This window comes from Janthinobacterium algoris, assembly GCF_051380935.1.
In the GTDB taxonomy this organism is placed as follows: domain Bacteria; phylum Pseudomonadota; class Gammaproteobacteria; order Burkholderiales; family Burkholderiaceae_D; genus Janthinobacterium.
This window is the reverse complement of sequence record NZ_JBNYXZ010000006.1, coordinates 171,842-196,455: the sequence shown is the minus strand read 5'-3', so window position 1 is coordinate 196,455 and position 24,614 is coordinate 171,842. Positions and strand designations below refer to the sequence as shown.

22 protein-coding genes are annotated in these 24,614 nt (G+C 61.2%); 14 read left to right on the top strand and 8 right to left on the bottom strand.

Translation table 11 applies throughout. The features are described 5' to 3' along the window. Positions 1–314: 314 nt before the first annotated feature. Complete coding sequence (locus ACQ4W7_RS11420; protein ID WP_436530533.1) at positions 315–1,556, bottom strand: PepSY-associated TM helix domain-containing protein; 1,242 nt, start codon at positions 1,554–1,556, stop codon at positions 315–317. 228 nt (positions 1,557–1,784) lie between these two features. Here ACQ4W7_RS11420 and ACQ4W7_RS11415 point away from each other — a divergent pair, with 228 nt between their 5' ends. The 6 genes from ACQ4W7_RS11415 (at position 1,785) to ACQ4W7_RS11390 (ending at position 7,621) form a co-directional block, all read left to right on the top strand. Continuing rightward, positions 1,785–2,615 (top strand): alpha/beta fold hydrolase, encoded by an 831-nt coding sequence (locus tag ACQ4W7_RS11415; protein ID WP_436530532.1) that lies wholly within the window; start codon positions 1,785–1,787, stop codon positions 2,613–2,615. A gap of 11 nt (positions 2,616–2,626) precedes the next feature. Then, positions 2,627–4,162 carry a hybrid sensor histidine kinase/response regulator gene (locus tag ACQ4W7_RS11410; protein ID WP_436530530.1) on the top strand — a complete coding sequence of 512 codons (1,536 nt, stop codon included), beginning with the start codon at positions 2,627–2,629 and terminating at the stop codon, positions 4,160–4,162. Between the two features lie 437 nt (positions 4,163–4,599). Further along, positions 4,600–5,031: a DUF8788 domain-containing protein gene (locus ACQ4W7_RS11405; RefSeq protein WP_426070911.1), complete on the top strand. Its 432-nt coding sequence runs from the start codon at positions 4,600–4,602 to the stop codon at positions 5,029–5,031. Positions 5,032–5,383: 352 nt separating this feature from the next. Next, on the top strand, positions 5,384–5,890 hold the full coding sequence (locus ACQ4W7_RS11400) for a hypothetical protein (protein WP_436530527.1): 507 nt from the start codon (positions 5,384–5,386) through the stop codon (positions 5,888–5,890). A gap of 71 nt (positions 5,891–5,961) precedes the next feature. Next, on the top strand, positions 5,962–6,855 hold the full coding sequence (locus ACQ4W7_RS11395; protein WP_436530525.1) for a hypothetical protein: 894 nt from the start codon (positions 5,962–5,964) through the stop codon (positions 6,853–6,855). A gap of 67 nt (positions 6,856–6,922) precedes the next feature. After that, a complete protein-coding gene (locus tag ACQ4W7_RS11390) occupies positions 6,923–7,621 on the top strand; it encodes an aspartate/glutamate racemase family protein (RefSeq protein WP_436530523.1) in 699 nt (232 codons plus the stop codon). A gap of 50 nt (positions 7,622–7,671) precedes the next feature. Here the strand turns inward: ACQ4W7_RS11390 and ACQ4W7_RS11385 are convergent, their stop codons facing one another. Next, a complete protein-coding gene (locus tag ACQ4W7_RS11385) occupies positions 7,672–8,889 on the bottom strand; it encodes an MFS transporter (protein WP_436530521.1) in 1,218 nt (405 codons plus the stop codon). A gap of 389 nt (positions 8,890–9,278) precedes the next feature. On the opposite strand from ACQ4W7_RS11385, the gene ACQ4W7_RS11380 reads away from it, so the two are divergent. After that, positions 9,279–9,455, top strand: coding sequence for a hypothetical protein (locus ACQ4W7_RS11380; protein ID WP_436530661.1), 177 nt, complete (start codon positions 9,279–9,281; stop codon positions 9,453–9,455). A 30-nt stretch (positions 9,456–9,485) separates the two neighbouring features. Beyond that, complete coding sequence (locus ACQ4W7_RS11375) at positions 9,486–9,944, top strand: DUF421 domain-containing protein (RefSeq protein WP_426070916.1); 459 nt, start codon at positions 9,486–9,488, stop codon at positions 9,942–9,944. A gap of 4 nt (positions 9,945–9,948) precedes the next feature. Here ACQ4W7_RS11375 and ACQ4W7_RS11370 read toward each other — a convergent pair whose 3' ends face one another. The 3 genes from ACQ4W7_RS11370 to ACQ4W7_RS11360 all read right to left on the bottom strand — a co-directional run bounded on the left by ACQ4W7_RS11370 (position 9,949) and on the right by ACQ4W7_RS11360 (position 11,525). Further along, the gene (locus tag ACQ4W7_RS11370; protein ID WP_436530519.1) at positions 9,949–10,422 is read right to left on the bottom strand and encodes a DUF6328 family protein; all 474 of its coding nucleotides are present in this window, start codon (positions 10,420–10,422) and stop codon (positions 9,949–9,951) included. A gap of 73 nt (positions 10,423–10,495) precedes the next feature. Continuing rightward, positions 10,496–11,203 carry a hypothetical protein gene (locus ACQ4W7_RS11365; RefSeq protein WP_436530517.1) on the bottom strand — a complete coding sequence of 236 codons (708 nt, stop codon included), beginning with the start codon at positions 11,201–11,203 and terminating at the stop codon, positions 10,496–10,498. 109 nt (positions 11,204–11,312) lie between these two features. Continuing rightward, positions 11,313–11,525 (bottom strand): hypothetical protein, encoded by a 213-nt coding sequence (locus tag ACQ4W7_RS11360; RefSeq protein ID WP_436530515.1) that lies wholly within the window; start codon positions 11,523–11,525, stop codon positions 11,313–11,315. 260 nt (positions 11,526–11,785) lie between these two features. Between ACQ4W7_RS11360 and ACQ4W7_RS11355 the strand changes: the two genes are divergently transcribed. Then, on the top strand, positions 11,786–12,205 hold the full coding sequence (locus ACQ4W7_RS11355) for a YidB family protein (protein WP_436509590.1): 420 nt from the start codon (positions 11,786–11,788) through the stop codon (positions 12,203–12,205). Between the two features lie 166 nt (positions 12,206–12,371). On the opposite strand, the gene ACQ4W7_RS11350 is transcribed toward ACQ4W7_RS11355, so the two are convergent. Beyond that, on the bottom strand, positions 12,372–13,409 hold the full coding sequence (locus tag ACQ4W7_RS11350; protein ID WP_436530513.1) for a LacI family DNA-binding transcriptional regulator: 1,038 nt from the start codon (positions 13,407–13,409) through the stop codon (positions 12,372–12,374). Between the two features lie 247 nt (positions 13,410–13,656). Continuing rightward, positions 13,657–15,765: an Ig-like domain-containing protein gene (locus ACQ4W7_RS11345; RefSeq protein ID WP_436530511.1), complete on the bottom strand. Its 2,109-nt coding sequence runs from the start codon at positions 15,763–15,765 to the stop codon at positions 13,657–13,659. Between the two features lie 177 nt (positions 15,766–15,942). On the opposite strand from ACQ4W7_RS11345, the gene ACQ4W7_RS11340 reads away from it, so the two are divergent. The 4 genes from ACQ4W7_RS11340 to ACQ4W7_RS11325 all read left to right on the top strand — a co-directional run bounded on the left by ACQ4W7_RS11340 (position 15,943) and on the right by ACQ4W7_RS11325 (position 20,001). Further along, on the top strand, positions 15,943–17,193 hold the full coding sequence (locus ACQ4W7_RS11340; RefSeq protein ID WP_426070923.1) for an Hsp70 family protein: 1,251 nt from the start codon (positions 15,943–15,945) through the stop codon (positions 17,191–17,193). Positions 17,194–17,241: 48 nt separating this feature from the next. Then, entirely contained in the window at positions 17,242–17,871 is a 630-nt protein-coding gene (locus ACQ4W7_RS11335; RefSeq protein WP_426070924.1) for a 3'-5' exonuclease, read from the top strand. Positions 17,872–18,047: 176 nt separating this feature from the next. After that, a complete protein-coding gene (locus ACQ4W7_RS11330; RefSeq protein ID WP_436530509.1) occupies positions 18,048–19,436 on the top strand; it encodes a tetratricopeptide repeat protein in 1,389 nt (462 codons plus the stop codon). Positions 19,437–19,569: 133 nt separating this feature from the next. Beyond that, positions 19,570–20,001 carry a DUF4262 domain-containing protein gene (locus ACQ4W7_RS11325; RefSeq protein ID WP_436530507.1) on the top strand — a complete coding sequence of 144 codons (432 nt, stop codon included), beginning with the start codon at positions 19,570–19,572 and terminating at the stop codon, positions 19,999–20,001. A 179-nt stretch (positions 20,002–20,180) separates the two neighbouring features. On the opposite strand, the gene ACQ4W7_RS11320 is transcribed toward ACQ4W7_RS11325, so the two are convergent. After that, on the bottom strand, positions 20,181–21,968 hold the full coding sequence (locus ACQ4W7_RS11320; protein WP_426071361.1) for a GGDEF domain-containing protein: 1,788 nt from the start codon (positions 21,966–21,968) through the stop codon (positions 20,181–20,183). A 415-nt stretch (positions 21,969–22,383) separates the two neighbouring features. Between ACQ4W7_RS11320 and ACQ4W7_RS11315 the strand changes: the two genes are divergently transcribed. Then, complete coding sequence (locus ACQ4W7_RS11315; protein ID WP_436530505.1) at positions 22,384–24,567, top strand: prolyl oligopeptidase family serine peptidase; 2,184 nt, start codon at positions 22,384–22,386, stop codon at positions 24,565–24,567. Positions 24,568–24,614: the final 47 nt, after the last annotated feature.

The window sequence follows — 24,614 nt, the reverse complement described above, 5'->3', positions numbered from 1 at the left end:
AAAAGGCGGAATGTGGTGCTGGTGCTGGCGCTGGACGCAGGCGCAGCGCGAACATGTAAATGCAATTGAGTTGCAATAGTAGCTTGCGCGCAATGCTATTGCAAGTAAACTGCATTTGATGGCGTTGGCCGGGCCGCGTACGGAAAGCGCGCAGCGCAGACAGCCGGCATGTGCCGGCTATTGGGTAGCAAAGTGTGGAGGTGCGATGACCGCTATTCGTTGCGCGTTGCGCGTGCTCAGGCCGGTGGCAAGGTGTGCCGCGCAGACTGAGTGAATCCGCCTGCGCCGTTATGGAAACGCTGCCTCAGGTGACTTCAATGGCTCTTCGCCTGCAGACGGCGCGCACGCCGTTTGCGCTCCCAGATGACGATGCCCGTCAGCGACAGCATGGCGACCATGATACCCATGAAGGACATCAATATGCGTCCCGGCAGGCCTAGGATGCGGCCCGAGTGCAAGGGGAATTGCAGTTGCACGAAGACGTCGGCCGCCGTGCCTTCCCACGGCTTGTGCTGACCGATGATGCTGCCGTCCATGCCATCGACGTACAGGTTCGACAGGCCCATGCCGGCCGCGCCGAATTCATCGGCCGGGTCGAAGAAAGAGACGTTGTAGAAGGAATAATTGCCGCCATAATAAATGCCGCCGATGGGCGCCGTGATGCCGCGCTGCACGGCTTGTTTTTTGGCGATCTCTACGGCCTGCTCGAAGCCGATCACAGGCTTGATATACGTGCCGTACGGTGCCGGCGTCTGCGTTTCGTATGGGCCCGGCGTGGTGGTCGATACCAGCGACATCACGGGATAGAACACTTCGCGGTACAGGTTCAGCGAGAACGAGGTGAACGCCACGACGAGGATGATGGCCCACACCCACAGGCCGCCCGCGCGGTGCAAATCGAAATTGAGCTTGTAGCCGCCGGCCGCCCAGCGCACCACCCACGACGGTTTCCAGCGCTGCCACCAGTTGGCGGCGTCGCGGTGGCGCGGCGCGTCAGCCCGTTCACGTAAACGGCGCGGCGTCGTCAGATAGAACGCCACCATGCTGTCGAGTAGCCAGATCAGGGCTACGCTCCCCATCAGCCAGTAGCCCCAGCGATCCGTGCCCCAGAAGGCGGGCACGTGCAGGCTGTAGTGCAGATGGCGCAAAAACGGCATCAGGCTGCGGCGCGACAGGGAAATGGCGGTCGAATCGCGCGTGCCCGTGATGTGCGCCGTGACGGGGTCGATGTAGACGGTGTTGTAGTCGAGCACGAACGGTTTGTTTGTGCTCGGGTCGGTGAGCGGACGCACCATGAAGGCGGCGGCATGGCCTTCTTCCAGGCCCAGGGTCATGTAATTGACTTCCACGCGCGGGTCGGCCGCAGCTACCTTGTGCGCCAGCGCAAACGGCGCTTGCAGGGGGCCGCGGCCCGGCGCGTCCATGATATCGGCGTTGAGCCATTCGTCCAGTTCGTGATCCCACGAGGTGACGGCGCCCGTCAGGCCGGCGACGATGAGGAAGAGGGCGATGGTCAGGCCAGCCCAGCGGTGTATGACAGTCCAGAAAGCGCGCATGCGGTACAAACCTTCAACATGAAACCGGCTTGTTGCCGCCAGCGTGCGCCACCAGGGCGCACAGGGAAATTCAGGCATAAGCCCGGTAGTTTGATAATGGGAATCGTTCTCATTATCCGCCGTGGCATGGTATTTGTCCAGCGCCAATGGTGTTGCCCAGGGCCAAATCGCGCATGCTAAGATGCTAGCAACAAGTTAATTTACATTCCACATGGAAATATTCAAGGCATGCGCATAGAAGATCGGAACAATGTCCGCGTGAGCGAATACAGCGCTGCGCCACAGGCGGGCGCGGCAACCACCATGGTGTTCATGCACGGCTTTGGCTGCGATCAAATCATGTGGCGTTACTTGGAGCCATTGTTTCGCCCCCACTACCGTACCGTGCTGTTCGACCTGGTCGGCAGCGGCGCTTCGGACCTGGGTGCCTATGATTTCGATAGCTACGCGCGGCTTGACGCGCATGGCGCCGATCTGCGGCAAGTTATCCATGCCGTCGGCGGCGGCCCCGTGATTTGCGTGAGCCATTCCGTCAGCGCCATGAGCGCCTTGCTGGCGACCATTGCCGAGCCGGAACTGTTCGCCGCGCAAGTCATGCTGGCGCCGTCGCCCTGTTATATCGATGACGAGGCGGCCGACTACCGGGGTGGCTTCAGCCGTGCCGATATCGACGACTTGCTGGCCGCCATGGACAGCAATTACCTGGGCTGGTCCGCCAGCATGGCGCCGGCCATCATGGGTGCGCCCGGGCAGCCGGTGCTGGGACAAGACCTGGTGAACAGCTTTTGCCGCACGGATCCCGTCATTGCCCGGCATTTCGCACAAGCCACGTTCTTATCCGACCACCGCGCCATCTTGCCGCGCAACAGCACGCCGGCCCTGATCGTGCAATGTAGCGACGACTTCATCGCGCCGCCACCCGTGGGGCAGTACTTGCGCGAAATGTTGCCGCACAGCAGCTTGCAGATGGTCGAGAATGTGGGCCATTGCCCGCATATGAGCGTGCCTGATGCCAGTTACCGCGCCATCCGCCACTTTCTTGACGGCCTGTATCTGTAATGCGCGATACGATGCCTTCCTTGCCTGACACTCATACCTTGTTCCAGCATGCGGCTTGCGGTTTGCTGCTGTGTACGGCCGACGGCACCATCGTGCAGGCAAACGCCACCTTTTGCGGCTGGCTCGGCTATGGCGCAGGGGAATTGATCGGCAATAAGAAACTGCAAGACTTGCTGACCATCGGCGGGCGCGTGTTTCACCAGACGCACTGGCTGCCCCTGATGCAGGTGCAGGGCAGCGTGTCGGAAATCTTGCTCGACATGCGCCAGCGCCAGGGGCGATCCATCCCCATGCTGTTCAATGCCGTGCGGCGTGTGCATGACGGCGTGCGCTATGACGAAATCGCCGCCTTTGTCGCCAGCGACCGACGCAAATACGAGCAGCAGCTGCAGCTGGCGCGCAAGGAAGCCGGTGTGCTCAACGAGCAGTTGGCGGCCGCCGACCGGCGCAAGGACGAATTCCTGGCGACCCTGGCGCACGAGCTGCGCAATCCGCTGGCGCCGATCCGCAATGTGCTGGAAGTGCTGCGCCTGGCCCAGCTGGACGACCCCCAGCTGCGCTGGGCCCGTGACGTGCTGGGTCGCCAGGTGGGCCATATGACGCACCTGATCGACGACTTGACGGAAGTGTCGCGCATCACGCGGGGGCGCCTGGAATTGCGCCGCGCCAGCGTGGAGCTGGCGCCCGTGGTGGAAGCGGCCCTGCATAGCGTGGCCGAGCTGGCGGCGCAGTCCGGCCACAAGGTGCTCGTGGAGCACTGGCAGCAGCCCATCTGGCTCGACGCCGATGCCACGCGCCTGGGGCAGATGATCGCCAACCTGCTGACCAACGCCGTCAAGTACACGCCGGCCAACGGCGTCATCGGGCTGGAAGTGTCGTGCACGCAAGAGGAGGTGTTGATCAGCGTGCGCGATTCGGGCATCGGCATCGCGCACGAGCACTTGGACAAAGTGTTTGACCTGTTTTCGCAGCTGGAGCCGGCCCTGTCGCGGGCCCAGGGCGGCCTGGGGATCGGCCTGTCGCTGGTGCGCGGCCTGGCCCAATTGCATGGCGGCAGCATTAGCGCACACAGCGACGGCGTGGGCCAGGGCAGCACCTTCGAATTGCGTTTGCCGCTGCCGGTCGTGCCGCTGCAAGCGCCCGCGCCCGTGGAGCGCCGCCTGCTGGCCGGCACGCGCGAGGGCACCGTGCTGGTGATCGACGACAGCGCCGACGCGGCCGAAAGCCTGGCGCTGGCGCTCGACATCCTCGGTTATGAAGTGCGCACGGCCTACGACGGCGCGTCCGGCGTGGCGGCAGCGCACAGCTTCATGCCGCAAGTGATCCTGCTCGACATCGGCTTGCCGCATATGAACGGCTACGACGTGGCAAGATTGTTACGCAGCCAGCCCTGCGGGCGGCACGCCATCCTCGTGGCCGTCACGGGCTGGGGCCAGGACAAGGACCGCCAGATGGCGTCCGATGCGGGCTTTGACCTGCACCTGACCAAGCCCGTGGATTTTTATGAGCTCGATACGGTGCTGCAAAAGATGCTGCAAGCGACCTGAGTTGCCGTAGAGCCATGCGGCACCCATTGCCGGCGCCTGTTTTCTTTCTCCCCATCATCTGTTTCCTTTGGTATGCCTCTATTGTTTGCGGTAAATCAAACACGGAATTCCAATATTAAATATAAAAGAAATTTCATTTAAAAATTAAATGTTATTAATGGATAGATTCTAAATATTATTAAAAATAATTTGACTTGAAAAAATAAATAAAATATCCTCTCATTGTGGTTGCGGTAATGGGGATCAAAAAATATCATTGATCGCCTGGCGCATAAATATTGTCGATAGATTTGGTGATTTATTGATATATTCTGCGTATTTTTAATTGATACATTTCGCGTATTTTTATGCGCCGGTTATGCTGTCCGATTGCGCCGATAGCGCTGCCGGGAATCTGACTGGATCTTCATTATTCCATCGCACAAAGGATAGCTGTAATGTTTAATTCCATTCCAAAGAGGGGTAAAACCATGGCAGTAATTAATGTACTGGTAGCGGTCAATGTCGGTCAGGCAGTGGCACAAAAAAATCTGAGCAAGTATGTCTTCATGGTAGATACGACTGGCTACTCGGGCAACGGCAACGAAGGCGGTAACGAACTGGTGACGACGTGCCAGAACGGCGACACCATCGTCTGGAACGTGACATCGCTGGATCCGGCCGAGCAGGTTTCCATTCACAGCTTCGGCGGTACTGCCATCAGTAACGGCATGATCAATCCGGCGCCCTACCCGCAATACGACAACACCGTATGGGGTGGCCGCGTCAATGCCAAAGGCAGCAATGTGCAATATACGATGACCTTGTTGCTGGCGAAAAACACGTTGCTGACTTTCGATCCGTTCATCGTGGCGTCGAATCCGCAATAGTCGGTGTGATGGCCATGTTCGGCATGCCGCGCGCATGGCCTGTTTTGATGTTCTTTAAAAGAATATTTTCCTGATGCGCCTGGAGTTTTATATTTCCAATTGATTCATTGTTTCCCCTTGCTCTGCTTAAATGCCCCGCTGGCGGAAGTATAATCAATCATTCGCTCCTTGCTATATCGAAGCAGGCTCCCGGTCTGCTCCAGCGTTAGCTCTTGCGCGGGCTTTTCGCTGCCTGTCGTATAATAGGGTCGCAACAATCATCCTTCCAGGTGCCGAGCACCGTTCACCATTCACCGTTTATAGCAGCGAGGCGGGCGCGTATATGTCCATGACGCGCTTGGGAAGAATAACAATGGAAAAATTGACAGAACTTGAGCTGGAATGCTTCCAGCTGCGCCATGGCGATGGCCGGGCGGACCGCTGCGTGGACTGGGCCGTGGAGTGCTTGCGCCTCGATCAGGAAGGCGACGACCTCGATATCGTGCTGCTGGCCAGCGCCCGGGGCATTGACGAGGTGTTGCCGCTGGCCGAAGCCATCATCGGACGCTATCGTGGCGACGCGCGTCTGGAGGAGCAATTCCTTGCCGGCAAATACATCGTCGAACTGCGCGCCGCCTACCTGGCAGGTCGGGAAAGCGTGCAATCGCTCGACGCCAAGCTGACGCGCCTGTATCCGGCCCTCGGCTACCCCGACTGGCTGGTCATGCTGAGCCGCAATTGCGAGTACGCGACGGATGTGCCGGATTTCGAGCCGCCGTTTGAGGATGAATTTCACTATATCGCCAGCTTGTGGGCGCAGGCGCAGAGTCTGGCCGCGTTCGAACGCGAATACAGCCGCGAGACGTCGAACCGGCAATGATGTCATGCCGGGCTAGGGAATGGCCATACCGGCCTTACCAATAATCTTTAAGAGAAGAACCCATAAAACTGATGAAAATTGTCCACGTATCCGATGCAGCTGGAGCAAAGAGTAATGAAGATCTGGTAACGGTTTATCTACACAATGCGGGAATCGTGGATATCCTGATTTTTGATGGTGCAAGCTCAGTGTCCGAAAAGAATTATTTCAATACGCTAGCGGGGGATGCCGCCTGGTTCGTGTCGACTTTTGCCGCCTTGTTGAAAGAGGTGGTCGCGCCCGGATTGAGCCAGCACGACAGCATCAAGTTGGCATTGGCGCGTTTCCAGCACGATGTGCAGGCGCGTCTTGATTTGGCGCATATTCCTGCGTATGCCTACCCCATTGCCGCCGTGACGTGGGCACGTATTATCGAAGGTGACGCTGGTGCCGCTGTACAGATATATGCTCTCGGCGATTGCAAGGTGTTTGTCTCCAGCGCAGCCGGCGACGTGCGCGATATCGATCCCTACGAGAATGCGCAGGAAGACATTCTGAAGGCAGCCATTGCGCAGTTAAAAGCGCAAGGTATCGAAGACAAGGTGCAGGTATTCGCAGCCTTGCTGCCGATGTTGCGGGAGCGGCGCGCATTTCAGAACTTGCACGAGGCGCCGGGCATACTGTGCATGTATCCACAAGGGGAATTCAAGGCCAGGCAATATGCGTTTGACATGGACAGGCAATCGCAACTACTGGCAATGACGGATGGCTTTTACCGGCTGGTTGATGCCTATGGCCTGTATTCCATGGAAGGGCTGGTGCGCCGCTGCGGTGAAACGGAGCTGGACACGCTGTTGCAGGAATTGCGCCAGTTTGAACAGGATAACCTGGCGTCCGGAGCACAGTCTGTCAAGAAGTCCGACGATGCCTCTGCCGTGCGTTATGCTTGGCGCGCGCTCCAAGGCGAGAGTATTGATGTTGCATGAGTCTGTCCCACATCCTCCTGACTGACCTCAACGTATAAATTGTGCAATTCTTTTCGCTAGGACAGACGTGCAACACAAGATAATAGGTTTGATCGGTGGTATCGGCTGGGCTTCCACCCTAGAATACTACCGCTTGCTCAATGAAATGCTGGTCGCGCGCATCGGGCCGTCGCATAGCGCGCGCATTATGTTGGTCAGCATCGACCAGGCCGATTTCGTCGCACGCGCGGCGCAGCCTGGCTCGCAGGCGATCGAGCAATTCCTCGTGGCGGAAGGGCAACGCCTGCGAGGCATGGGCGCCGATTTTTTTTTGCTGTGCGCGAATGGCGCGCACCGTTTCGCGCCGGCCGTCGTGCCGCGGATCGGCTTGCCTTTTATCAGCATCGTCGAGGAAACGGCGAAACGCGTGCAGCAGTCGGCCGTGCGCAAGGTCGGTTTGCTGGGCGTCAAGCAAACGATGGCGGGCAGCTTTTATCACCAGGCACTGGAACAGTGCGGCATCGCGACGGTGACGCCCGAGGCGGCCGACCAGGAAATTCTCCACGAGATTATCTACACGGAACTGGTGCAGAATATCTTTACCGACGCCAGCCGGAAGATATTCCTTGGCATCATCGAGAAACTGCGGCTGCAAGGCGTGCAGGGCGTGATTTTGGGTTGCACGGAGATACCGCTGCTGATTCAGCAGGGCGATGTCGACTTGCCGCTATTTAATACGATGGCGATTCATTGCGAGGCAGCGGTGGCCTTTGCCATCGAAGACTAGCTGCTCGCACATGAGCGGCCGCCTGAGCAGGCCGCCGCTCGCTTACACCATCAAGCCGGCTGCGCGCCGCTCACATTCCGGCTGCGGTTTTCCACCAGCACGGAAATGCCCAGCACGACGATACCGCCGCAGGCCAGCATGGCGCCGACCCAACCTGTCGAGCGCAAGCCCATACCCATGGCGATGGCGATGCCGCCGGCCCAGGCGCCCAGCGCGTTGGCGATGTTGAAGGCGGAGTGGTTGAGGGCGGCTGCCACGGTTTGCGCGTCGCCGGCCACGTCCATCAGGCGCGTTTGCACGGCGGGGGCGACGGCGATGCCGGCGCCGATGGCGAACAGGTTGATCGCCGTCAGCCAGACATTGCTGCTGGTATAAGTAAACGCGGCCAGCGCGGCCACATTCCATAGCAGCACGCCAAAGATGGTCCACAGGCGCGAGCGGTCGGCCAGCCAGCCGCCGATCAGGTTACCCAAGGTCATGCCGACACCGATGATGGCCAGCAAGATGGCGATGACCAGCGGCGACACTTTTGTGATTTCCAGCAAGGTGGGCGTGATGAACGTATAGACGGCGAACATGCCGCCGAAGCCGATCGCCACCATCAGCAGGGTCAGCCACACTTGCAGGCGGCGGAACACGCCCAGTTCGCGGCGCGGGCTCGCATCGCCGGCAGCGACCATGGGCACGAAGATGCGCACCATCAGCATGGTCAGCAAGCCCAGCGCGGCGACCAGCAAGAAGGCCGCGCGCCAGCCCAGGGTCTGGCCGATATACGTGGCCAGCGGCACGCCGAAGATGTTGGCTACGGTTAAGCCCATCAGGACACGGGCGACAGCTTGTCCCCGTTTGTCCGGTGCGGCCAGGGCGGCGGCCACCAGGGCTGCCACGCCAAAGTAGGCGCCATGGGGGATGCCGGCCACGAAGCGGGCCACCACCAGTAAGCCGTAGTTGGGGGCGATGGCGCTGAGCAAGTTGCCGCCAGCAAACATCAGCATCAGACAGATCAGCATCAAACGGCGTGGCATGCGCGCCAGAAAGATGGTGATTAATGGCGCGCCGATGACCACGCCCAGCGCGTAGGCGCTGATCATGTGGCTCATTTGCGGCAAGGTCGTGCCCAGGTCGTCGGCCACGACGGGCAAAATGCTCATGGAGGCGAATTCGCCCGTGCCGATGGCGAGGCCGCCGATGGCCAGGGCCAGGTCGGCATAGCCAGCGCCAAATGGCGCAGTGACGCGCGGAATCAGGGGATCTACGGAGGCGTGCATGTTCTTGTGAGTTGGGTAAGCATTGACAGAGTGAAGAAGCGTGCTGTGGCTCAGCCGCAGTGGCAGCAATGCGCTACCGGATGCGAAGTGAAGAAAGGCAAGGCGGAGTAGCAGCCCCGGCATTTCGGGTCAGAAGAGCTGCCCACAGTCAATATTGTAAGAGATTCGGGCAAGTTTTGCCGGGAGGCGGTAAAAATATGCTGCACTGCACATGACAGCGCTTGCGCTTGTTGTTAACGATAACACGGAATCCTCCGAATTCCGCCACAGGCGGGCGAAGATTGCAGGGCTGTGGCGAAATTGGTGTGGCGGAGTGAAGACAGAATGGCTGGGCAAGTCAAGCTCGTCGTGGACATAGTTAGCTTAACTTGATTCCCATAAGGTCTGACATGCTCGATATTGTCCAGCAGCAATACTTCAGCGCCGTCGCCGAGGAAGAACACGTGGGGCGCGCCGCAGAGCGCCTGTATCACAAGGTAAATTTGCGTCAGATGGTGGGAATTTTCCGCGTAACCCTGCTGGAGCAGGCCAGCGGTGTGGTCATGCCGGAGCAAATAGACGTATAAATATGGCAATCACCTGTCGGGAGGATTGCCATGTTCGATCTGGATTTGCCTGCGTGGGAATTGGTGGCACGCGCTGTCATGGTCTACCTGGCCTTGCTGCTGATGGTGCGCATGACGGGCAAGCGCACGGTGGGGCAATTCACGCCGTTTGACTTGCTGGTCGTCATGCTGCTGAGTGAAGCGGTATCGAACTCGCTGTCGGGCGGCGACGATTCGATTTCCGGCGGCTTGATCCTGGCCTTGACTTTGATCTGTCTCAACATGCTGATTGCCTGGATCACTTCGCGCAGCCGCAAGCTTGCCGAGCTGGTCGATGGCACGCCCGTGCTGCTGGGCCGCGATGGCGTGATTTTCAACGACGTGGTAAAGAAATGCCGCGTGGCCAGCGGCGATGTCGAGCAGGCGCTACGCGAGGCTGATTGTCCGTTGCCGGACATGAAATGCGCGTTCCTGGAAGCGGATGGCAAGATCACTATCTTGCAAAAGTAAATGATCAGATTTTCCTGTCGCGCTTCAAGTGCAAGGGCAGCCACCACCACATGCAAATGATGAGTGAACCCATCAGCACGCAGGCGACGATGCCGGCGATGTGGCCGAACACTTCCGACATCACCAGATTGGTGCCGAGGATGAATGCCAAGGCCAGCGAAAAGGCGCCGCAGATCATGATGCGGTCGGCCACGCGCTTGAAGCGCTCGCGGTCTTGCAGGGGACGCATGATGCGGTGCTGGATGGCTGGCGCGCTGAGCAGTACCAGGCTGATCATGGAAAGGAAAAACGTCAGCAAGAAGACGATTTTTTCCGCTTGCACGATCTTCGCAAAGCCGCCGTTGAAGGGCAGGATGATGAGAAAGGCGGTGAGCATCTGCGCGCCCGGCAAGAGGATGCGCAATTCGCTGAGCAGGTCGGACAAGTCGCCTTCGTCGCCTGGCTGGCCATCTTCATCCTGGTGTTGCGCTTGTGGCATGGGACCGTCCTCGTGGTGGTGATGGCGCCAGTCTACGCGCAAGCGACCAGGCCGACTGTGGCGCGGCGCACCGTCAGTAGCATTGTGTGATGCGTAGACGCAAGCGCCACAGGGGCGTCGAGACGATGGGCGTGGCGCTGTGCGAGGCGTCATGGCCGCACTGGCCGCAACTGTGGCGCCGGTGCGGCGCCAGCGCGAAGCTGTCCAAGTCCAGGTGCGGATGGCCGCAGCGGGCGCAGTCGCTGCAGTCCAGCGGCGTGCTGGCCTGCAAGGCAGCGGCGTAGGCTCGCGCGGCGGGCGGTGTGATGTTCAGCTGCACGACGTCGGGAGGAAACAGGCCGGGCAGGGCGCGGCAGTCGATGGCCAGCGCGGCCGCGTCGCGCGCCAGCAGGGCGCCGCCGTCATCGGCCCGGGCGCGCAGTTGCAGCAGGCCGTCTGGCCCCAGGCGCAAGGTAGTGGCGTGAAAGCAGCCGGGGTCGAAGCGCGCCGGGTACAGCACATAGCCCATGGGACTGGCGTGCCGGCGGCAACGCATCTGCTGCCTTGCCTGCCGATCGGCCAGGTCGGCCTGCGTGCCCCAGTAGCATTGGTGCGTGCGGCACCAGTGGCGAGCCGCGCCATTGCGAAACTTTCCGGCGGCTAGCAGGTCGCACAGGACGATGGCGTCTTCGCCCGCGCCGGCGCGAAAGTGGCCCGTGATGTGGGAGGTGGTGACGGCAAGATGGCCCGTGCTCGCTTGCAAGGGCCAGCAGATGCCGGGCAGGGTCAGCGGCGTGGCCAATGGCGCCTCCGCGTGGCTAGCGGCTTGCCAGCCGCTAGCTGGCCAGAATGAAAAAACCCGCCGACTGGGGCGGGCCGTGCTGACGCGGTTGTCAAAGGCATGGCCCGGTTTATTCTTCCGTATCGGCCAGGGTGACGATGGCGCGCGCCCACTTCGAGTATTTCAGGTTCGCCAGATCGCGCACGGTCTTGATATTGAACGCCTGCTTGAGCAGCTCCGCATCCTTCTCGCTCACGCCTTGCAGCGCATCGACGGGCGCATCGGCGATTTCCTTGAACGTCTTTTTTTCGTAGGCTTTGTCTACCGCTTGATTGATGTTCATGTGTTGATACTCCTCAGTAAGTAGGAAAATAAATTCTACACGGTTTTGCGAACCGTCAATTTACGCTTGCATGTTGTGCCGAACTAAATATGATGGAGGTGGGCGGCTCGACAGTGAGTCCGTCCACGCGCTCGCCGCGAGATTGTGATTATAGCATTGTTATTATTCATAGTATAATGTTTTCCATGGGGTGGAATGGTCTGCGCCATGCCGGATGCCGCGGTCACGCGGCACGAATCGATAGCGTTCAGGAGAATACGATGAGTTTGCTAGATCAACTTGCAGGACAGGCGATGAGCGCTTTGGGCAACAAGGGCGCGGATGGGGAAGCGCCATCGGGATTGATGGCCAGTGTGATGGACCTGGTCAACCAGCATGGCGGCTTGCCTGGCCTGCTGCAGAAATTCCAGGAAAGCGGCCTGGGCGACCAGGTGGCCAGCTGGATCGGCACCGGCGCCAATGCGCCCGTGTCCGGCGACCAGATCAAGGACGCGCTGGGCGCCGACACGATCACCCAGATCGCTGAAAAAGCGGGCGTCGCCCCAGACGCGGCCTCGGGCGGCCTGGCAGCCTTGCTGCCCCAGCTGATCGACAAGCTGACGCCGAATGGTCAAGTGCCAGAAGGCAATGACCTCGTCAGTCAGGGCTTGAATATGCTCAAGGGCAAGATCTTCGGTTGATACAGCCGATGCAACAACAAAAAACCTCGCAGCGATGCGAGTTTTTTTATGTGCAAGGTTTCTGGGTGATCGGTGTTAACGTCTGAAAAACGCCTGTGGCTAGGCGCCGCCCCGAAGACAGTACGCGAGTACGGCGAGGGGCAGGCAACAACGCCATGGGTGTTTTTCAGGCGGCGGCCATTATGCCGAGGTGTTGTGCTACATATGCCGGTTCGCTGGTCAGCCTCGCCGTACTTCCCTCCACCAGAGACGAGCAATAGCGGCGCCGTTCGGCGCTGCCGCCGCGCCGCTCCATCAGTTCGCCCAGCATGGCGACGGCATCGGTGGCCATCTTTTGCACGGGCTGGCGCAGGGTAGTGATGTCGTAGCTGAGCCAGCCGGACGCTTCCAGCGCGTCGAAGCCGGCCACTGACATCTGCAGCGGCACCTGGATGCCCATCTGGTGGCGCGCCGTGTCCAGGCAGCCGATGGCCATGATGTCGTTGCCGCAAATGACGGCGTCCGGTACGCGGCCCAGGCGGTCGATGACCTTGCGCAAGCCGCGTCCGCCGCTGGCGTAATCGTAGTTGCCGCTGACGACGATGGGCGCGGGCAAGCCCAGGGTCAGCAAACGGTCCAGCACGCCGGCCTTGCGTTCCTGCGCCACGGCCGAGTCGCCGGGGCCGTCGATGATGGCGAACTGGCGATGGCCTGCCTCCGCCAGGCGCGATACGAGCAGGCGCGCCGCTTCGGCCTGGTCGCACAGCACGGCATGCACGGCGTGCTCGCGGGGGCTGCGGTTGAACAGCACCAGCGGCACGTCGCGCCGGCCGAATTCGGCCATCTGCTCGTCCGACAGGCCGGCGGCCACGATGGCGCCGTCGACCTGGTATTGCCACACATCGCTCAAGACTTTGCCGATGTCCGCATCGCGCTCCAGGGTGAATAGCAATAAACGCTTGCCCTGGCGGGCGATTTGCTGGCTCAGGTCGGACAACACCTGCGGATAATACAAATTGGCCAGGTTGGAAATGATGACGGCCACCAGGTTCGAGCGGCGCGTGATCAGGCTGCGCGCGGCCGCGTTAGGGATGTAGTCGAGGCTGATGGCCGCCTGCATGACCTTGGCGTGGGTGGCGGGCGAGATGCTGGCGCCGGGCTTGAAGCAGCGCGACACGGCCGATTGCGAGACGCCGGCCAGCAGGGCCACGTCATACGAGGTCACGCGCCGTCTGGCACCGGGTACGGGGCGGGTGGTGCTGGGTGTCCGGTCTACAGTATTCTTTTTTCGCATATTGTTCTGGCAAGCTGGCTGTCGCAAAGTATTCCTGCAGGCCCGGCCGCTTATTGCGGCCTGGGCGGGCAGAACGAGCATAGCGTAAAAAATTGCTGCATGGCAAGACTGCATGCTTATCACGCTTATTGTTCATGTTGCAAAAATATGGCTGAATGGCAAGTGGTCTGCCAGCTCCTCAATCGGGACTGTCGCAGGGGCCGCTGCCATAGGGGCTGATGCGTCCCGGCGGGTCGATGCGGCGTGCGCTGAAATCGCTGGCCAGGGTGGGCAACGGTAATTCTGCCGTGGCGCTCGCTTCCGTGCCGCTGACGGTGCCGCGCACTGTCAGGGCCACGTGTACCCAGGAACCAACATTGCGCGGATAACTGACGGTGACGGTAGCCATGCCCAGCGCGTCGCTCAGGCCGCTGGCGCTGACGGTCAGGGGGATGCCCGGGTCGAGCACGCCATTGCCGTTGCGGTCATAGGCGGCGTCAAAAATGCCGTTGCGCAAGACGTCTTCGTTGGCGCAGCTGTAGTGGGGCAGGGCCCGGCGCCAGACGCCCGTGTCGGGGAACTCGGGTTTGTCCGCTTGCCACACGTAATATCCCTTGGCATAGTGGCTGGGCCAGGCGGCGGCCGTGATGGCGACGCCGGGCACGGCGTTGCCGGCGCTGTCGGAAACGAACACGGCAAAGTCCTTCTGCAGCACGCTGGCCGAGTATTCGCGCAGCAGGTTGCCCGTGCCCAGCTTGATCGACAGCGCTTGCCGCGCTACCGTCAGGCGCACGAGGGCCGTGGCCACCGCTTGCGGTGCGCCCTCGATGCGGGCCTGGATCAGCACGCCGTCGCGCCCGCTATCGGCCGGCCCCGCCACATACACGGCGCGGGCCAGACCGTCGCTACCCGTCAGTACCCGGCCTGCTTGCCGCAGGTAACCACCGCTGGGGTCGCTCAAAATGCTGAACAGCACGGGCGCGTTCTTGACCAGGTTGTTTGCCGCGCCATCGCGGACTACGGCGCTGATTGTGCTGATACTTGTGCTGATACTGCTGCTGGCGTTGTCGGCCGATGCGGCCAAAGTGGTCGTATTGGCGCGCAGCACGGCCGGCTCCGCTTGCGCTGCCAGCTTGCTGGCAGCGCTCAAGGGCGCGACGAATTCCAGCCGCGTCTGCGCCGTGGGCCCGCCCGCCACGGCGACCGTGATGGTGGCCACGCCCGCGTTGGCCGACTGCACATAGCTGCGCGGTAAGTTGCCATTGCTAAAAATCAAGCTGGCGGGCAAGGCCTGGCTGCAGGCGCTGTCTGCAAACAGGCTGCCGCGCGAGGTGGACAGGCTGGCGCTGCCCGTTTGCGCCGCGCCAGCCTTGTCGTAGCGCGCATCGATGGCTTGGCACGCCAGGGTCGTCACTTCCGGCAGCACGTCAGCGCCACTGGCGTCCTGGCCCACGGCAGGGCTCAGGCGCAGGTCGCTGCCGGCCACGGCATATGCTTGCGTGGCGGCAGCGCCCAGTGCGCTGACGGAGACGGCATCCTTGCCCAGGCTGCCTGCCGTCAGGCGCAGCAGCAGCTGGCCTTGCGCATTGCTGAGCGCCGCGCCGCCATCCTTGACGCGCACGTCATTGCCGGCGCCCGTGCTGTAGGCAATCGCGGCGCCGGCCACGGGCCGCTTTGCCGAGTCGCGCACGGTGACGGTGAGGTCGGCACCCTGGCCCAGCATCAGTGCGGCCGGCCCCAGCAGTTCCACGCTACTGCCCGTGACCGCCACCGTGCCCTTGCCGCTGCGCGTGCCGACATTGGCCGTCACGGTGATGCTGCGGTTGCTGTTCGCGCCACCCGTGCCCAGCAGGGCGCGTGCCTGGCCGTTCTTGTCTGTCACGGCATCGACGCTGCCGAGGATGCCGGAATCGGTGGCAAAGGAAATCTTTGCGTTTGGCAAGGCCAGGTTGGCGCCATCCTTGACGAGGGCCGTGACGGCCACTTCGCTTCCGGCCAGGCCTGCCGAGGCCAGTTCCGTGCTGGAAAAGACCAGGTTGACGGCGCTGGCCAGGTTGGCAGGCTCGGGTGGAATCACGGGTGGCGTCACCGGCGGGGTGACTGGCGGCGTCACGGGCGGCACAATGGGCGGTGGCGGGCTGCCGCCGCAGCCTGTCGTGCTGTGCAGCGAGCAGCCGCCGGACACCTGCGTATCGGTACCGCCTCCGCCGCCGCAGCCGGCGAGGGAAACGAGGAAGACAGCCAGAAAAGTGGCGGGCAGCACAGCAGTGGGCAGGTGGCGCGGGCGGCGCAGGGGGGCGAGGGGCACGATGGGTCTCCGGGAGCTCGCCGAGTTGCTCGGCATCAATCTCAAGAGTAGCTTTTGCACGCCGTCACTACTTGATACAAAGCAAGCTTGTTGTCTTGGCCTTGCCGTAAGTATTTTTCTGGTGCAATGGCATGCGTTCTGATAAAATAACGCCCCTTTATTCAGGGAAGGGTCGACATGGCCAATGCTTGCGGCGTCGATTTCGGCACGTCAAATTCCACGGTAGGTTGGGCACGTCCCGGGCAGAGCACCATGCTCGGCCTGGAAGATGGCAAGACGACCTTACCGTCCGTTGTCTTCTTCAATGCGGAAGACGAGGAAGTCAGTTTTGGCCGCGCGGCGCTGGCCGGCTATCTGGCCGGCTACGAGGGCCGTTTGATGCGCTCGCTGAAAAGCTTGCTGGGCACCAGTCTCATCGATGGCCAGACGGAAGTAGGCGGCCGCGCGCTGCCATTTCGCATGTTGCTGGCGCAATTTATTGGCGAAGTGAAACGCCGCGCCGAGCAGTCCGCCGGCCGCGAATTCTCGTCCGCCGTGTTCGGCCGTCCCGTCTTCTTTATCGACGACAATGCGCAGGCCGACCAGCTGGCGCAAGACACCCTGGCCGAGGTGGCCCGTTCCGTCGGCTTCAAGGATGTCGCCTTCCAGTTCGAGCCGATTGCTGCCGCGTTCGACTACGAGTCGCAAATCGACAAGGAAGAACTGGTGCTGATCGCCGACATCGGCGGCGGTACCTCCGACTTTTCGCTGGTGCGTTTGTCGCCCGCGCGGGCGAAAAAGGCCGAGCGGCGCGACGATATCCTCGCCACCGGCGGCGTGCACATCGGTGGCACGGACTTCGATAAATATCTGAGCCTGTCATCCGTCATGCCCCTGCTCGGCTATGGCAGCCGGCTGCATAACAATAGCGAAGTGCCGTCCAGCTATTATTTCAACCTGGCTACCTGGCACACGATCAATTTGGCCTACACCAAGAAGATCTGGGTGCAGCTGGCCGACGTGTGCCGCGATGCGCGTGAGCAAGACAAAGTGAAACGTCTGCAAAAGCTGATCGACGAGCGCGCCGGCCACTGGCTGGCGATGAAAGTGGAAGAGGGCAAGATTGCCCTGTCCGACGCGGCCGAAGTGCAGCTGGAACTGGACCGTTTGTCGCCTGCGCAAAGCCTGTTGCTGAAACGTACGCAATTCGACGAAGCCATCGGCCATTTGTGCGGTTCCGTGGAAGAAACCGTGCTGCGTTTGTTGCGTGACGCGGGCGTGGCGCCGGACGCCGTCGACACCGTGTTCTTTACGGGCGGCTCGAGCGGCGTGCGCTTGCTGCGCGAAAAGATCGCCGCCCTGGTGCCGGCCGCACGCAAGGTCGAAGGCGACCTGTTCGGCAGTATCGGTGCGGGATTGGCGCTGGACGCCGTGCGCAAGTTCGGTTGATAATCGCGGCTTCGCCATGCCACTGCCGCACCCACGAAAGAGCGCCCCATGAATGTGTTTGACAAACCGATCGTCATGATCGACTTCGAGACGACCGGTTTATCTCCCGACATGGGCGACCGCATCACGGAAGTGGCGGCCTTGCGCATTGAAGGCGGGCAAATCACGGACCGCTATGTGACCCTGATCAACTGCAATGCGCGCATTCCCTCGTTCATCACGGGCTTGACGGGCATCACGCAGGCGATGGTGGATAAGGCACCGCCCGTGGCCGAGGTGGTGCCGCAGTTGCTGGACTTCATCGGCAGCGATGCCTTGTCGGCACACAATGCCAGCTTCGATGAAAAATTCCTGCGCGCGGAAAGCGCCAGGCTGAACCTGACGCCCGCACACCAGTCGCTCGTGTGTTCCTTGAAACTGTCGCGCCGCGTGTTTCCCGGCATGGCCAGCTACAAGCTGGGCTTGCTGTCGAGCCAGCTCGGCATCGTCTTCAAGAGCGCCGCCCACAGGGCTGAGTCGGATGCGGAAGTGGCCGCGCAAGTGCTGATCCATATCGGCCGCCACCTGCGCAGCAACTATGGCCTTGCCGATGTCGACGCCGACTTGCTGGTGTCGCTGAACAAGCTGGCCGCCGCGAAAGTGCCGCAATTCCTGCAAAAGCATCCATCACGCCGCTGATCCCCGTTTCTTTTCGAAGCGGGCTCATTAAAACGATATAATTTTGTTATTTCGTTTGAGCCTGCTCAAGTCCTTCCCCCGCATCGAATTTAAAATTTAAGCAACACACGATTTCGTCGCCCTGGTCCGCCGTTTTGCGCGTGCTGCCGGCAAGCGCAATGTGGATGGGGGCGCACATGGACAAGCACCATACTGCCAGAGATAGCCACCAGGTGTATATCTGGTTCCGCACGGCTGCCGAGCAGGGCAATGCCTACGCCCAGTTCAACCTGGGATTGATGTACAAGAAGGGCGAAGGCGTGGCGCAGGACGATGCGCGCGCTTTTGTCTGGCTACGCCTGGCCGCGCTGCAAGGGCTGGCTTACGCGCAGAACCACCTGGGCGCCCTGTATTACCACGGCCGGGGCGTGGCGCAGAGCAACGAGGACGCGGTGTTGTGGTTTCGCCGCGCGGCCGCCCAGGGCGATGCCTCGGCCCAGCAAAACCTGGGACAGATGTACCGCAAGGGGCGGGGCGTGTTGCAGAGCGACGAGCTGGCCCTGGCCTGGTTTTACCGCGCCTCCGAGCAGGGCGTGGCCAGCGCGCAATCCTTGCTGGGCGAAGCGTATGCCCAAGGGCTGGGCGCGAAAAAGAACGATGCGCTGGCCCTGGCCTGGTTCCGCAAGGCAGCCTTGCAGGGTGATGCGCAGGCGCAGCTGAACCTGGGGCTCGTCTACAAACGCGGCCAGGGTGTGGTGCAAAGCGATGCGCAGGCGCTGGCCTGGTTCCGCCAAGCCGCTGCCCAGGGCTTGGCCGTAGCGCAGCGGCAACTTGGCGTGGCCTATGCGGAAGGCCTGGGCGTGGTGCCCGACCAGCTGCGCGCCTATGCCTGGTTGCAGCGGGCGGCCGAGCAGGATGATGCCGACGCCCAGTTCAACCTGGGCCTGATGCTGGCGCGCGGCCAGGGCGTGGACCAGGACGAGGCGCGCGCCCTCGTTTGGTACCGGCGCGCCGCCCTGCAGGGCCATTGCATGGCGCAATACAATCTGGGCGGCATGTTTGCGGGCGGGCGCGGCATCGCCCGCGACTTGCAGCAGGCGCTGGACTGGTATGCCAGGGCGGCAGCCCAGGGCGCGTCAAATGCGCAGTTCAACCTGGGCGTGATGTATGCCAATGGCCAGGGTGCGGAGCGCGACGATGTGTGCGCCGTGCGTTGGTACCGCACGGCGGCAGAGCAGGGCGATGCCAGCGCGCAGAACAATCTGGGCGTCATGTATGCGAACGGCCATGGCGTAGCGCAAGACGATGGTCTGGCCGTGCAATGGTATACGCATGCGGCCGGCCAGGGTCATGCGCTGGCGCAGTACAACCTGGGCGGCATGTATAACAGCGGGCGCGGCGTGGAGAAAGATTTGCTCAGCGGCTACATGTGGCTGGCGCTGGCGGCCGAGGGTGGCGATAGCGGAGCGACCCGGGCCAGGGAAGCGGTCGCCGCCAGGCTGAAGCCGGCACAGCTGCAAGAGGCGCAGCAGCGCATGCGGCAATGGCACCAGGGGCGTTCCCCGCCGCTGCCACTGCCAGACTGAAGCACCGGCACCGTGCGCGCATGGACGCGCGCTGCATGTGATAACTGCTGACAGGCATGTCGCGCCGCCATGAGGCAATGCTTGCACAATGCGTGCATCCAGTGCGGTTTTTTGGCACAGTGAAAGGTGGAACATGGTAAGGCAGGCAGGCGAGGATGCATCCGAGCAAAAAGTCGTCGACGACATCGCCACGCATGGCTGGCATGGCGTCCATATCAGTGCTGATGAAGAAGGTCCCGGCTATGCCTTCACGATAGGCGCTTGTCACAGCTTCGGCCAGCCTGAATTTCTCATCATGGGCTTGCCTCGATCCATGGCCCACCAGATACTCGACGTGGCACTGGATGCCGCGCGCAGCGGCGCCATCACGGATTTCACGTCCACCACGGACGTCTTGCTGAAGGACCATCCGTGCGCTTTCGTGCGCGTGCCCGTCGAGAAATACCGCAACTACGTCGCTTATGCGCGCTGGTGCTACCAGGGAGATGATTTTACGCTATACCAGATCGTCTGGCCGTCGCGCGATGGCCATTTCCCGTGGCAGGCGCAAGCCAGCGCACAGTAAGTGGAGATCCAGCCCCTGCTGGGAACGGCGCCGCCGGCGCCATGACAGCAGGGACGACGGCCAGGGTTTGTGCCGATCCGGCCCGCTGTGCGTGTTCGCCCCGGTGCTCTTGCGTCACAGCTTGGGCCGTTGCTGGCGTTCCCCGTTGCTTGCGTTCCGCCGCATATTGCCTGCCTAGGCTAGGCATCCATGCGCGCCACGCCCGTGCCTTGCCGCCGGTCCAGGAACAGGCTGTTGCCGTGGATTTTCTTCGCCTGCTTCTTCGCTTCGGCCGCCTGCGTGGCAATCTGATGGTGGGTGTAGTACTGGTGCGCCTCGACCTTGATGACTCCCAAGGATAGACTGATCAATGAATAAAACACTTTCTTGCCCTGCCGGTCTTCGCTGATGTAGCCGCCCCGTTCGCAGTCGCCCGTGCTGTAGTAGGCGAGGATGGCGGCGGCAAAGCGTTCCAGCATGGCCTGGCAGCGCGTTTCCCAGTCTTCGCTCTGGAACAAAATCATGAAATCGTCGCCGCCGATATGGCCGATGAAGTCGCGGTTTGGGTCGCAATGGCTGCTGAGGATTTCTCCCGTCAGCTGGATCACGTCGTCGCCCTTGCGGTAGCCGTACACATCGTTGAAGGGCTTGAAGTTGTCGAGGTCGCAATAGCAGACCCAGAAGCGGCTACCGCTGTGCAGCAGGCGGTCGATATGTTCGTTGATGGGTACGTTGCCGGGCAGTTGCGTCAGCGGGTTGGCGTAACGTGCCGCATTGATCTGCATCTGCGTGATTTCGCGCATCAAGTCGTGGCCCGTGCCCATGCCCAGGTAGCGGCCGTGTTCGGTAATGATGAAGCCGTTGAACAGATGGTGGGCATCCGACTGCACCATGGTGTAGCTGAGTTCCTGCAAGCTCGTCTCGTGGTCGGCAATGAGGGGCGTGGCATCCATGAACAGGCTGCATGATTTCTTGCCATACAGTTCGCGCTGGTAGGGGCGGGCAAAGTGGTCGATCATTTCGAAGCGGCTGATCAGGCCCAGCGGCACGCCGTCGTCGACGACGGGGATGATCATCAGCTTCGGGTCTTTCAGGAAGATGTCGTACACCTCGTTATTGTTGCGTTGCGGCGAGACGGCCGCTACCTGGTGCAGCAGCTTGCGGATGCTGGCGCCATTCTTTTCCAGACTGCTGCGCTGCGGATACACGGCCACGCCGTTGCGCCCCAGCGCCTGCACCACTTCCGCCGGCAGGGCACGCGCCGGCACCGCGTTGGGCCGGCCCAGGTGATAGCCTTGTCCGAAGGCCACGCCCAGGTCGCGCAAGACCAGCAATTCCGTCTGCGCCTCGATGCCTTCGGCGATCACCAGCGTGCCCGATTTCTCCGCGATTTCCTGGATCGAGCGCACGAATTGCAGTTTCACGGGGTCGTTATTGATGCCCTGGATGAAATGCATGTCGATTTTCACGTATTCAGGGCGCAATTCCGACCACAGGCGCAGGCTGGAAAAGCCTTCACCCAGGTCGTCGATGGCGATCTGGAAACCCATGTTGCGGTAATGCAGCACCGCTTCGCGCATCAGTTCGTAGTCGTAGGTGGGCTGGTTTTCCGTCAGCTCGATGATGACGCGGTCCGGATTGATGCCGATGTGCTCGATGTATTCCAGGGTTTCGCCATGGCGGGCATTGCGCAGCAGCAAGCATTCGGGGCTGACATTGAGAAACAGCTTGCCCGGCAGTTGCAGTTCGGCAAAGCGCTCGAGCACCACTTGCCGGCACAGGTGCTCCACTTCCAGGGTCAGGTCATGCGCGCGCGCCACCTTGAACAGATTCATCGGCGCGTGCAGGGGGCTGTCGGACGGGCCCCGTATCAAGCCTTCGTAGCCGATGATGTCGCCGCTGTGCATGTGGATGATGGGCTGGAACAGCGCGCTAAGCTTGCGGCCCGCCAGGATCTCGTGCAAGGCATCCGTTCCTTCGATGGACATGGTGGCAGATGGCGGCTTCAGGTAAGCCACATTCGATGGCGTCGGGCCAGGCGGCGCGGCGGTGGCGGTGGGGAGGGCGAGAGTGTGCATAGGCAGCTGTGGCGGCACGGCCTCTGGACGGGCCATGAACATGTTGCCGATAGTAAAGAAGATTTATGACGGCTTGATGAAACGACTTTGCTTTTGATAATGTTCCTTATATGAACGTCAGTTTGCCGATTCCGATGGAGGCGAGATTTATCATGGCGATTCATGTAAATTGTCCAAACAAAAGACGGCAAATCCAGCAGATAACTGTGCTTTAAAAGTGGCAATCCGCGCTATGATTTCTCTTGGCGAAAGTCAACATGGGCAGCCGTGACGCGTGCTTGAACGGCCTGCTTTCCTCGACATCCAACAATGAGACAAACAACCCATGCAATTACGTAGTGCAACCCTCATATTCAGCTTGCTGGCCGCTTTCGGTGGCAATGCCATGGCGCAATCCTGCCCGGTCGGCGATGGCGCCTCTGTGACGTATCCGGTCAGCAAAAAAGTCGACCAGCAAGACAGCTATTTCGGCACCACCATCGCCGACCCTTACCGCTGGCTGGAAGACGCCAATAGCGCCGAGACGGGCGAATGGGTGGCGGCGCAAAACAAGCTGACGCAGTCGTACCTGGGCACCATCCCCGAGCGCGCCGCGATCAAGCAGCGCCTGACCAAGCTGTGGAACTATGAGCGTTTCTCTACGCCAACGAAGCAGGGTGGCCGTTACTTCTACAGCCGCAATGACGGCTTGCAGAACCAGGCCGTGCTGTACACGGTGAAAAAACTGACGGACGAACCCCGTTTGCTGCTCGATCCGAACACCCTGTCCACGGATGGCACGGTGGCGCTGGCCGGCACCTCGATCAGCCCGAACGGCAAGTACCTGGCCTACGCCACGTCCGCCTCCGGTTCCGATTGGAACGAGTGGAAGGTGCGCGACATCGAATCGGGCAAGGATTTGACCGACCACATCAAGTGGGCCAAGTTCTCGGGCGCCTCGTGGACCAAGGACAACACCGGTTTCTTCTACAGCCGCTATGACGCGCCGAATGAAGCGACCAAGCTGGCCGATATCAATTACTTCCAGAAACTGTATTTCCATAAAATCGGCACGCCGCAAAGCGACGACGTGCTGGTCTTCGACCGTCCCGACCAGAAGGAATGGGCGTTTGGCGGCAGCGTCGTCAGCGACGACGGCAATTATTTGATCATCACGGCGTCGCAGGGCACGGAGCGCAAGAACCGCGTCTTTTACAAGGACTTGCGCCAGAAGAATGCCAAAGTGGTGGGCTTGCTGGAAGCGTTCGACGCTTCGTATTCCTTCATCGACAATGACGGTCCCGTGTTCTTCTTCAAGACGGATAACAAGGCGCCAAAATCGCGCGTGATCGCCATCGATACGCGCAAACCGGCACCCGCCGACTGGAAGGAAATCGTGCCGCAAAGCGCGGAAACCCTGGTTGCTGTCAACCTGATCAACAACCAGCTGGTGCTCGACTACCTGAAAGATGCGCAAACGCAAATCAAGATCGTCGACCTGAAGGGCAAGCTGGTGCGTGAAGTGGCGCTGCCGGGCATCGGTTCGGCGGGCGGCTTTGCGGGCAAGCGTGGCGATACGGAAACGTTCTACTCGTTTACCAGTTTTACGACGCCAGCGACCATCTACCGCTACGACATGAAGTCGGGCAAGAGCAGCGTATACCGCCAGCCGAAGGTTGATTTCGACCCGAGCGCCTTTGAAACGCGCCAGCAATTCTTCACCAGCCGCGACGGCACCAAGGTGCCGATGTTCATCGTCTCGAAAAAAGGCATGAAGCTCGATGGCACGAATCCTACCTATCTGTACGGTTATGGCGGCTTCAATGTTTCCCTCACGCCGAGCTTCTCCGTAGCCAATCTTGCCTGGGTGGAAATGGGCGGCGTCTACGTGATGGCCAACCTGCGCGGCGGCGGCGAATACGGCGAAGCCTGGCACCAGGCTGGCACCAAACTGAACAAGCAAAACGTGTTCGACGATTTCATCGGCGCGGCGCAGTGGTTGGTGGATAACAAGGTCACTTCGCCATCGAAACTGGCGATCGGCGGCGGCAGCAATGGCGGCTTGCTGGTGGGCGCGGCCATGACGCAGCGTCCCGACCTGTTCGCAGCGGCCATCCCGCAAGTGGGCGTGCTCGACATGTTGCGCTTCCACAAGTTCACCGTGGGCTGGGGGTGGGTGCCTGACTATGGTTCGTCGGACAACGCCGAGCAGTTCAAGGCGCTGGTGAAATACTCGCCACTGCACAACCTGAAGGCGGGCGGCTGTTATCCAGCCACCATGATTACCACGGCCGACCATGACGACCGCGTGGTGCCTGCCCACAGCTTCAAGTTCGCCGCCGCCGCCCAGGCTGCGCAAGGTGGCGCGGCCCCCGTGCTGATCCGCATCGACAGCAAGGCCGGCCATGGCGCCGGTAAGCCGACGACCAAGCAGATCGAAGAAGTGGCGGACCGCTGGGGCTTCCTCAGCCGTTCGCTGAAGATGACGCCGGCAGCATCGGCGGAGCCGGCGAAAGTGGCGGCGCAGTAACTCGGCGCAGTCATTCTGTAGTTGCAGCAAGGTAAAAGCGCGGGCGC

Excerpts from the sequence above, each read along its gene's own strand:
- ACQ4W7_RS11420 (WP_436530533.1), bottom strand. The coding sequence starts at position 1,556 with ATGCGCGCTTTCTGGACTGTCATACACCGCTGGGCTGGCCTGACCATC.
- ACQ4W7_RS11415 (WP_436530532.1), top strand. The coding sequence starts at position 1,785 with ATGCGCATAGAAGATCGGAACAATGTCCGCGTGAGCGAATACAGCGCT.
- ACQ4W7_RS11410 (WP_436530530.1), top strand. The coding sequence starts at position 2,627 with ATGCCTTCCTTGCCTGACACTCATACCTTGTTCCAGCATGCGGCTTGC.
- ACQ4W7_RS11405 (WP_426070911.1), top strand. The coding sequence starts at position 4,600 with ATGTTTAATTCCATTCCAAAGAGGGGTAAAACCATGGCAGTAATTAAT.
- ACQ4W7_RS11400 (WP_436530527.1), top strand. The coding sequence starts at position 5,384 with ATGGAAAAATTGACAGAACTTGAGCTGGAATGCTTCCAGCTGCGCCAT.
- ACQ4W7_RS11395 (WP_436530525.1), top strand. The coding sequence starts at position 5,962 with ATGAAAATTGTCCACGTATCCGATGCAGCTGGAGCAAAGAGTAATGAA.
- ACQ4W7_RS11385 (WP_436530521.1), bottom strand. The coding sequence starts at position 8,889 with ATGCACGCCTCCGTAGATCCCCTGATTCCGCGCGTCACTGCGCCATTT.
- ACQ4W7_RS11380 (WP_436530661.1), top strand. The coding sequence starts at position 9,279 with ATGCTCGATATTGTCCAGCAGCAATACTTCAGCGCCGTCGCCGAGGAA.
- ACQ4W7_RS11375 (WP_426070916.1), top strand. The coding sequence starts at position 9,486 with ATGTTCGATCTGGATTTGCCTGCGTGGGAATTGGTGGCACGCGCTGTC.
- ACQ4W7_RS11370 (WP_436530519.1), bottom strand. The coding sequence starts at position 10,422 with ATGCCACAAGCGCAACACCAGGATGAAGATGGCCAGCCAGGCGACGAA.
- ACQ4W7_RS11360 (WP_436530515.1), bottom strand. The coding sequence starts at position 11,525 with ATGAACATCAATCAAGCGGTAGACAAAGCCTACGAAAAAAAGACGTTC.
- ACQ4W7_RS11355 (WP_436509590.1), top strand. The coding sequence starts at position 11,786 with ATGAGTTTGCTAGATCAACTTGCAGGACAGGCGATGAGCGCTTTGGGC.
- ACQ4W7_RS11340 (WP_426070923.1), top strand. The coding sequence starts at position 15,943 with ATGGCCAATGCTTGCGGCGTCGATTTCGGCACGTCAAATTCCACGGTA.
- ACQ4W7_RS11335 (WP_426070924.1), top strand. The coding sequence starts at position 17,242 with ATGAATGTGTTTGACAAACCGATCGTCATGATCGACTTCGAGACGACC.
- ACQ4W7_RS11330 (WP_436530509.1), top strand. The coding sequence starts at position 18,048 with ATGGACAAGCACCATACTGCCAGAGATAGCCACCAGGTGTATATCTGG.
- ACQ4W7_RS11325 (WP_436530507.1), top strand. The coding sequence starts at position 19,570 with ATGGTAAGGCAGGCAGGCGAGGATGCATCCGAGCAAAAAGTCGTCGAC.
- ACQ4W7_RS11320 (WP_426071361.1), bottom strand. The coding sequence starts at position 21,968 with ATGTCCATCGAAGGAACGGATGCCTTGCACGAGATCCTGGCGGGCCGC.
- ACQ4W7_RS11315 (WP_436530505.1), top strand. The coding sequence starts at position 22,384 with ATGCAATTACGTAGTGCAACCCTCATATTCAGCTTGCTGGCCGCTTTC.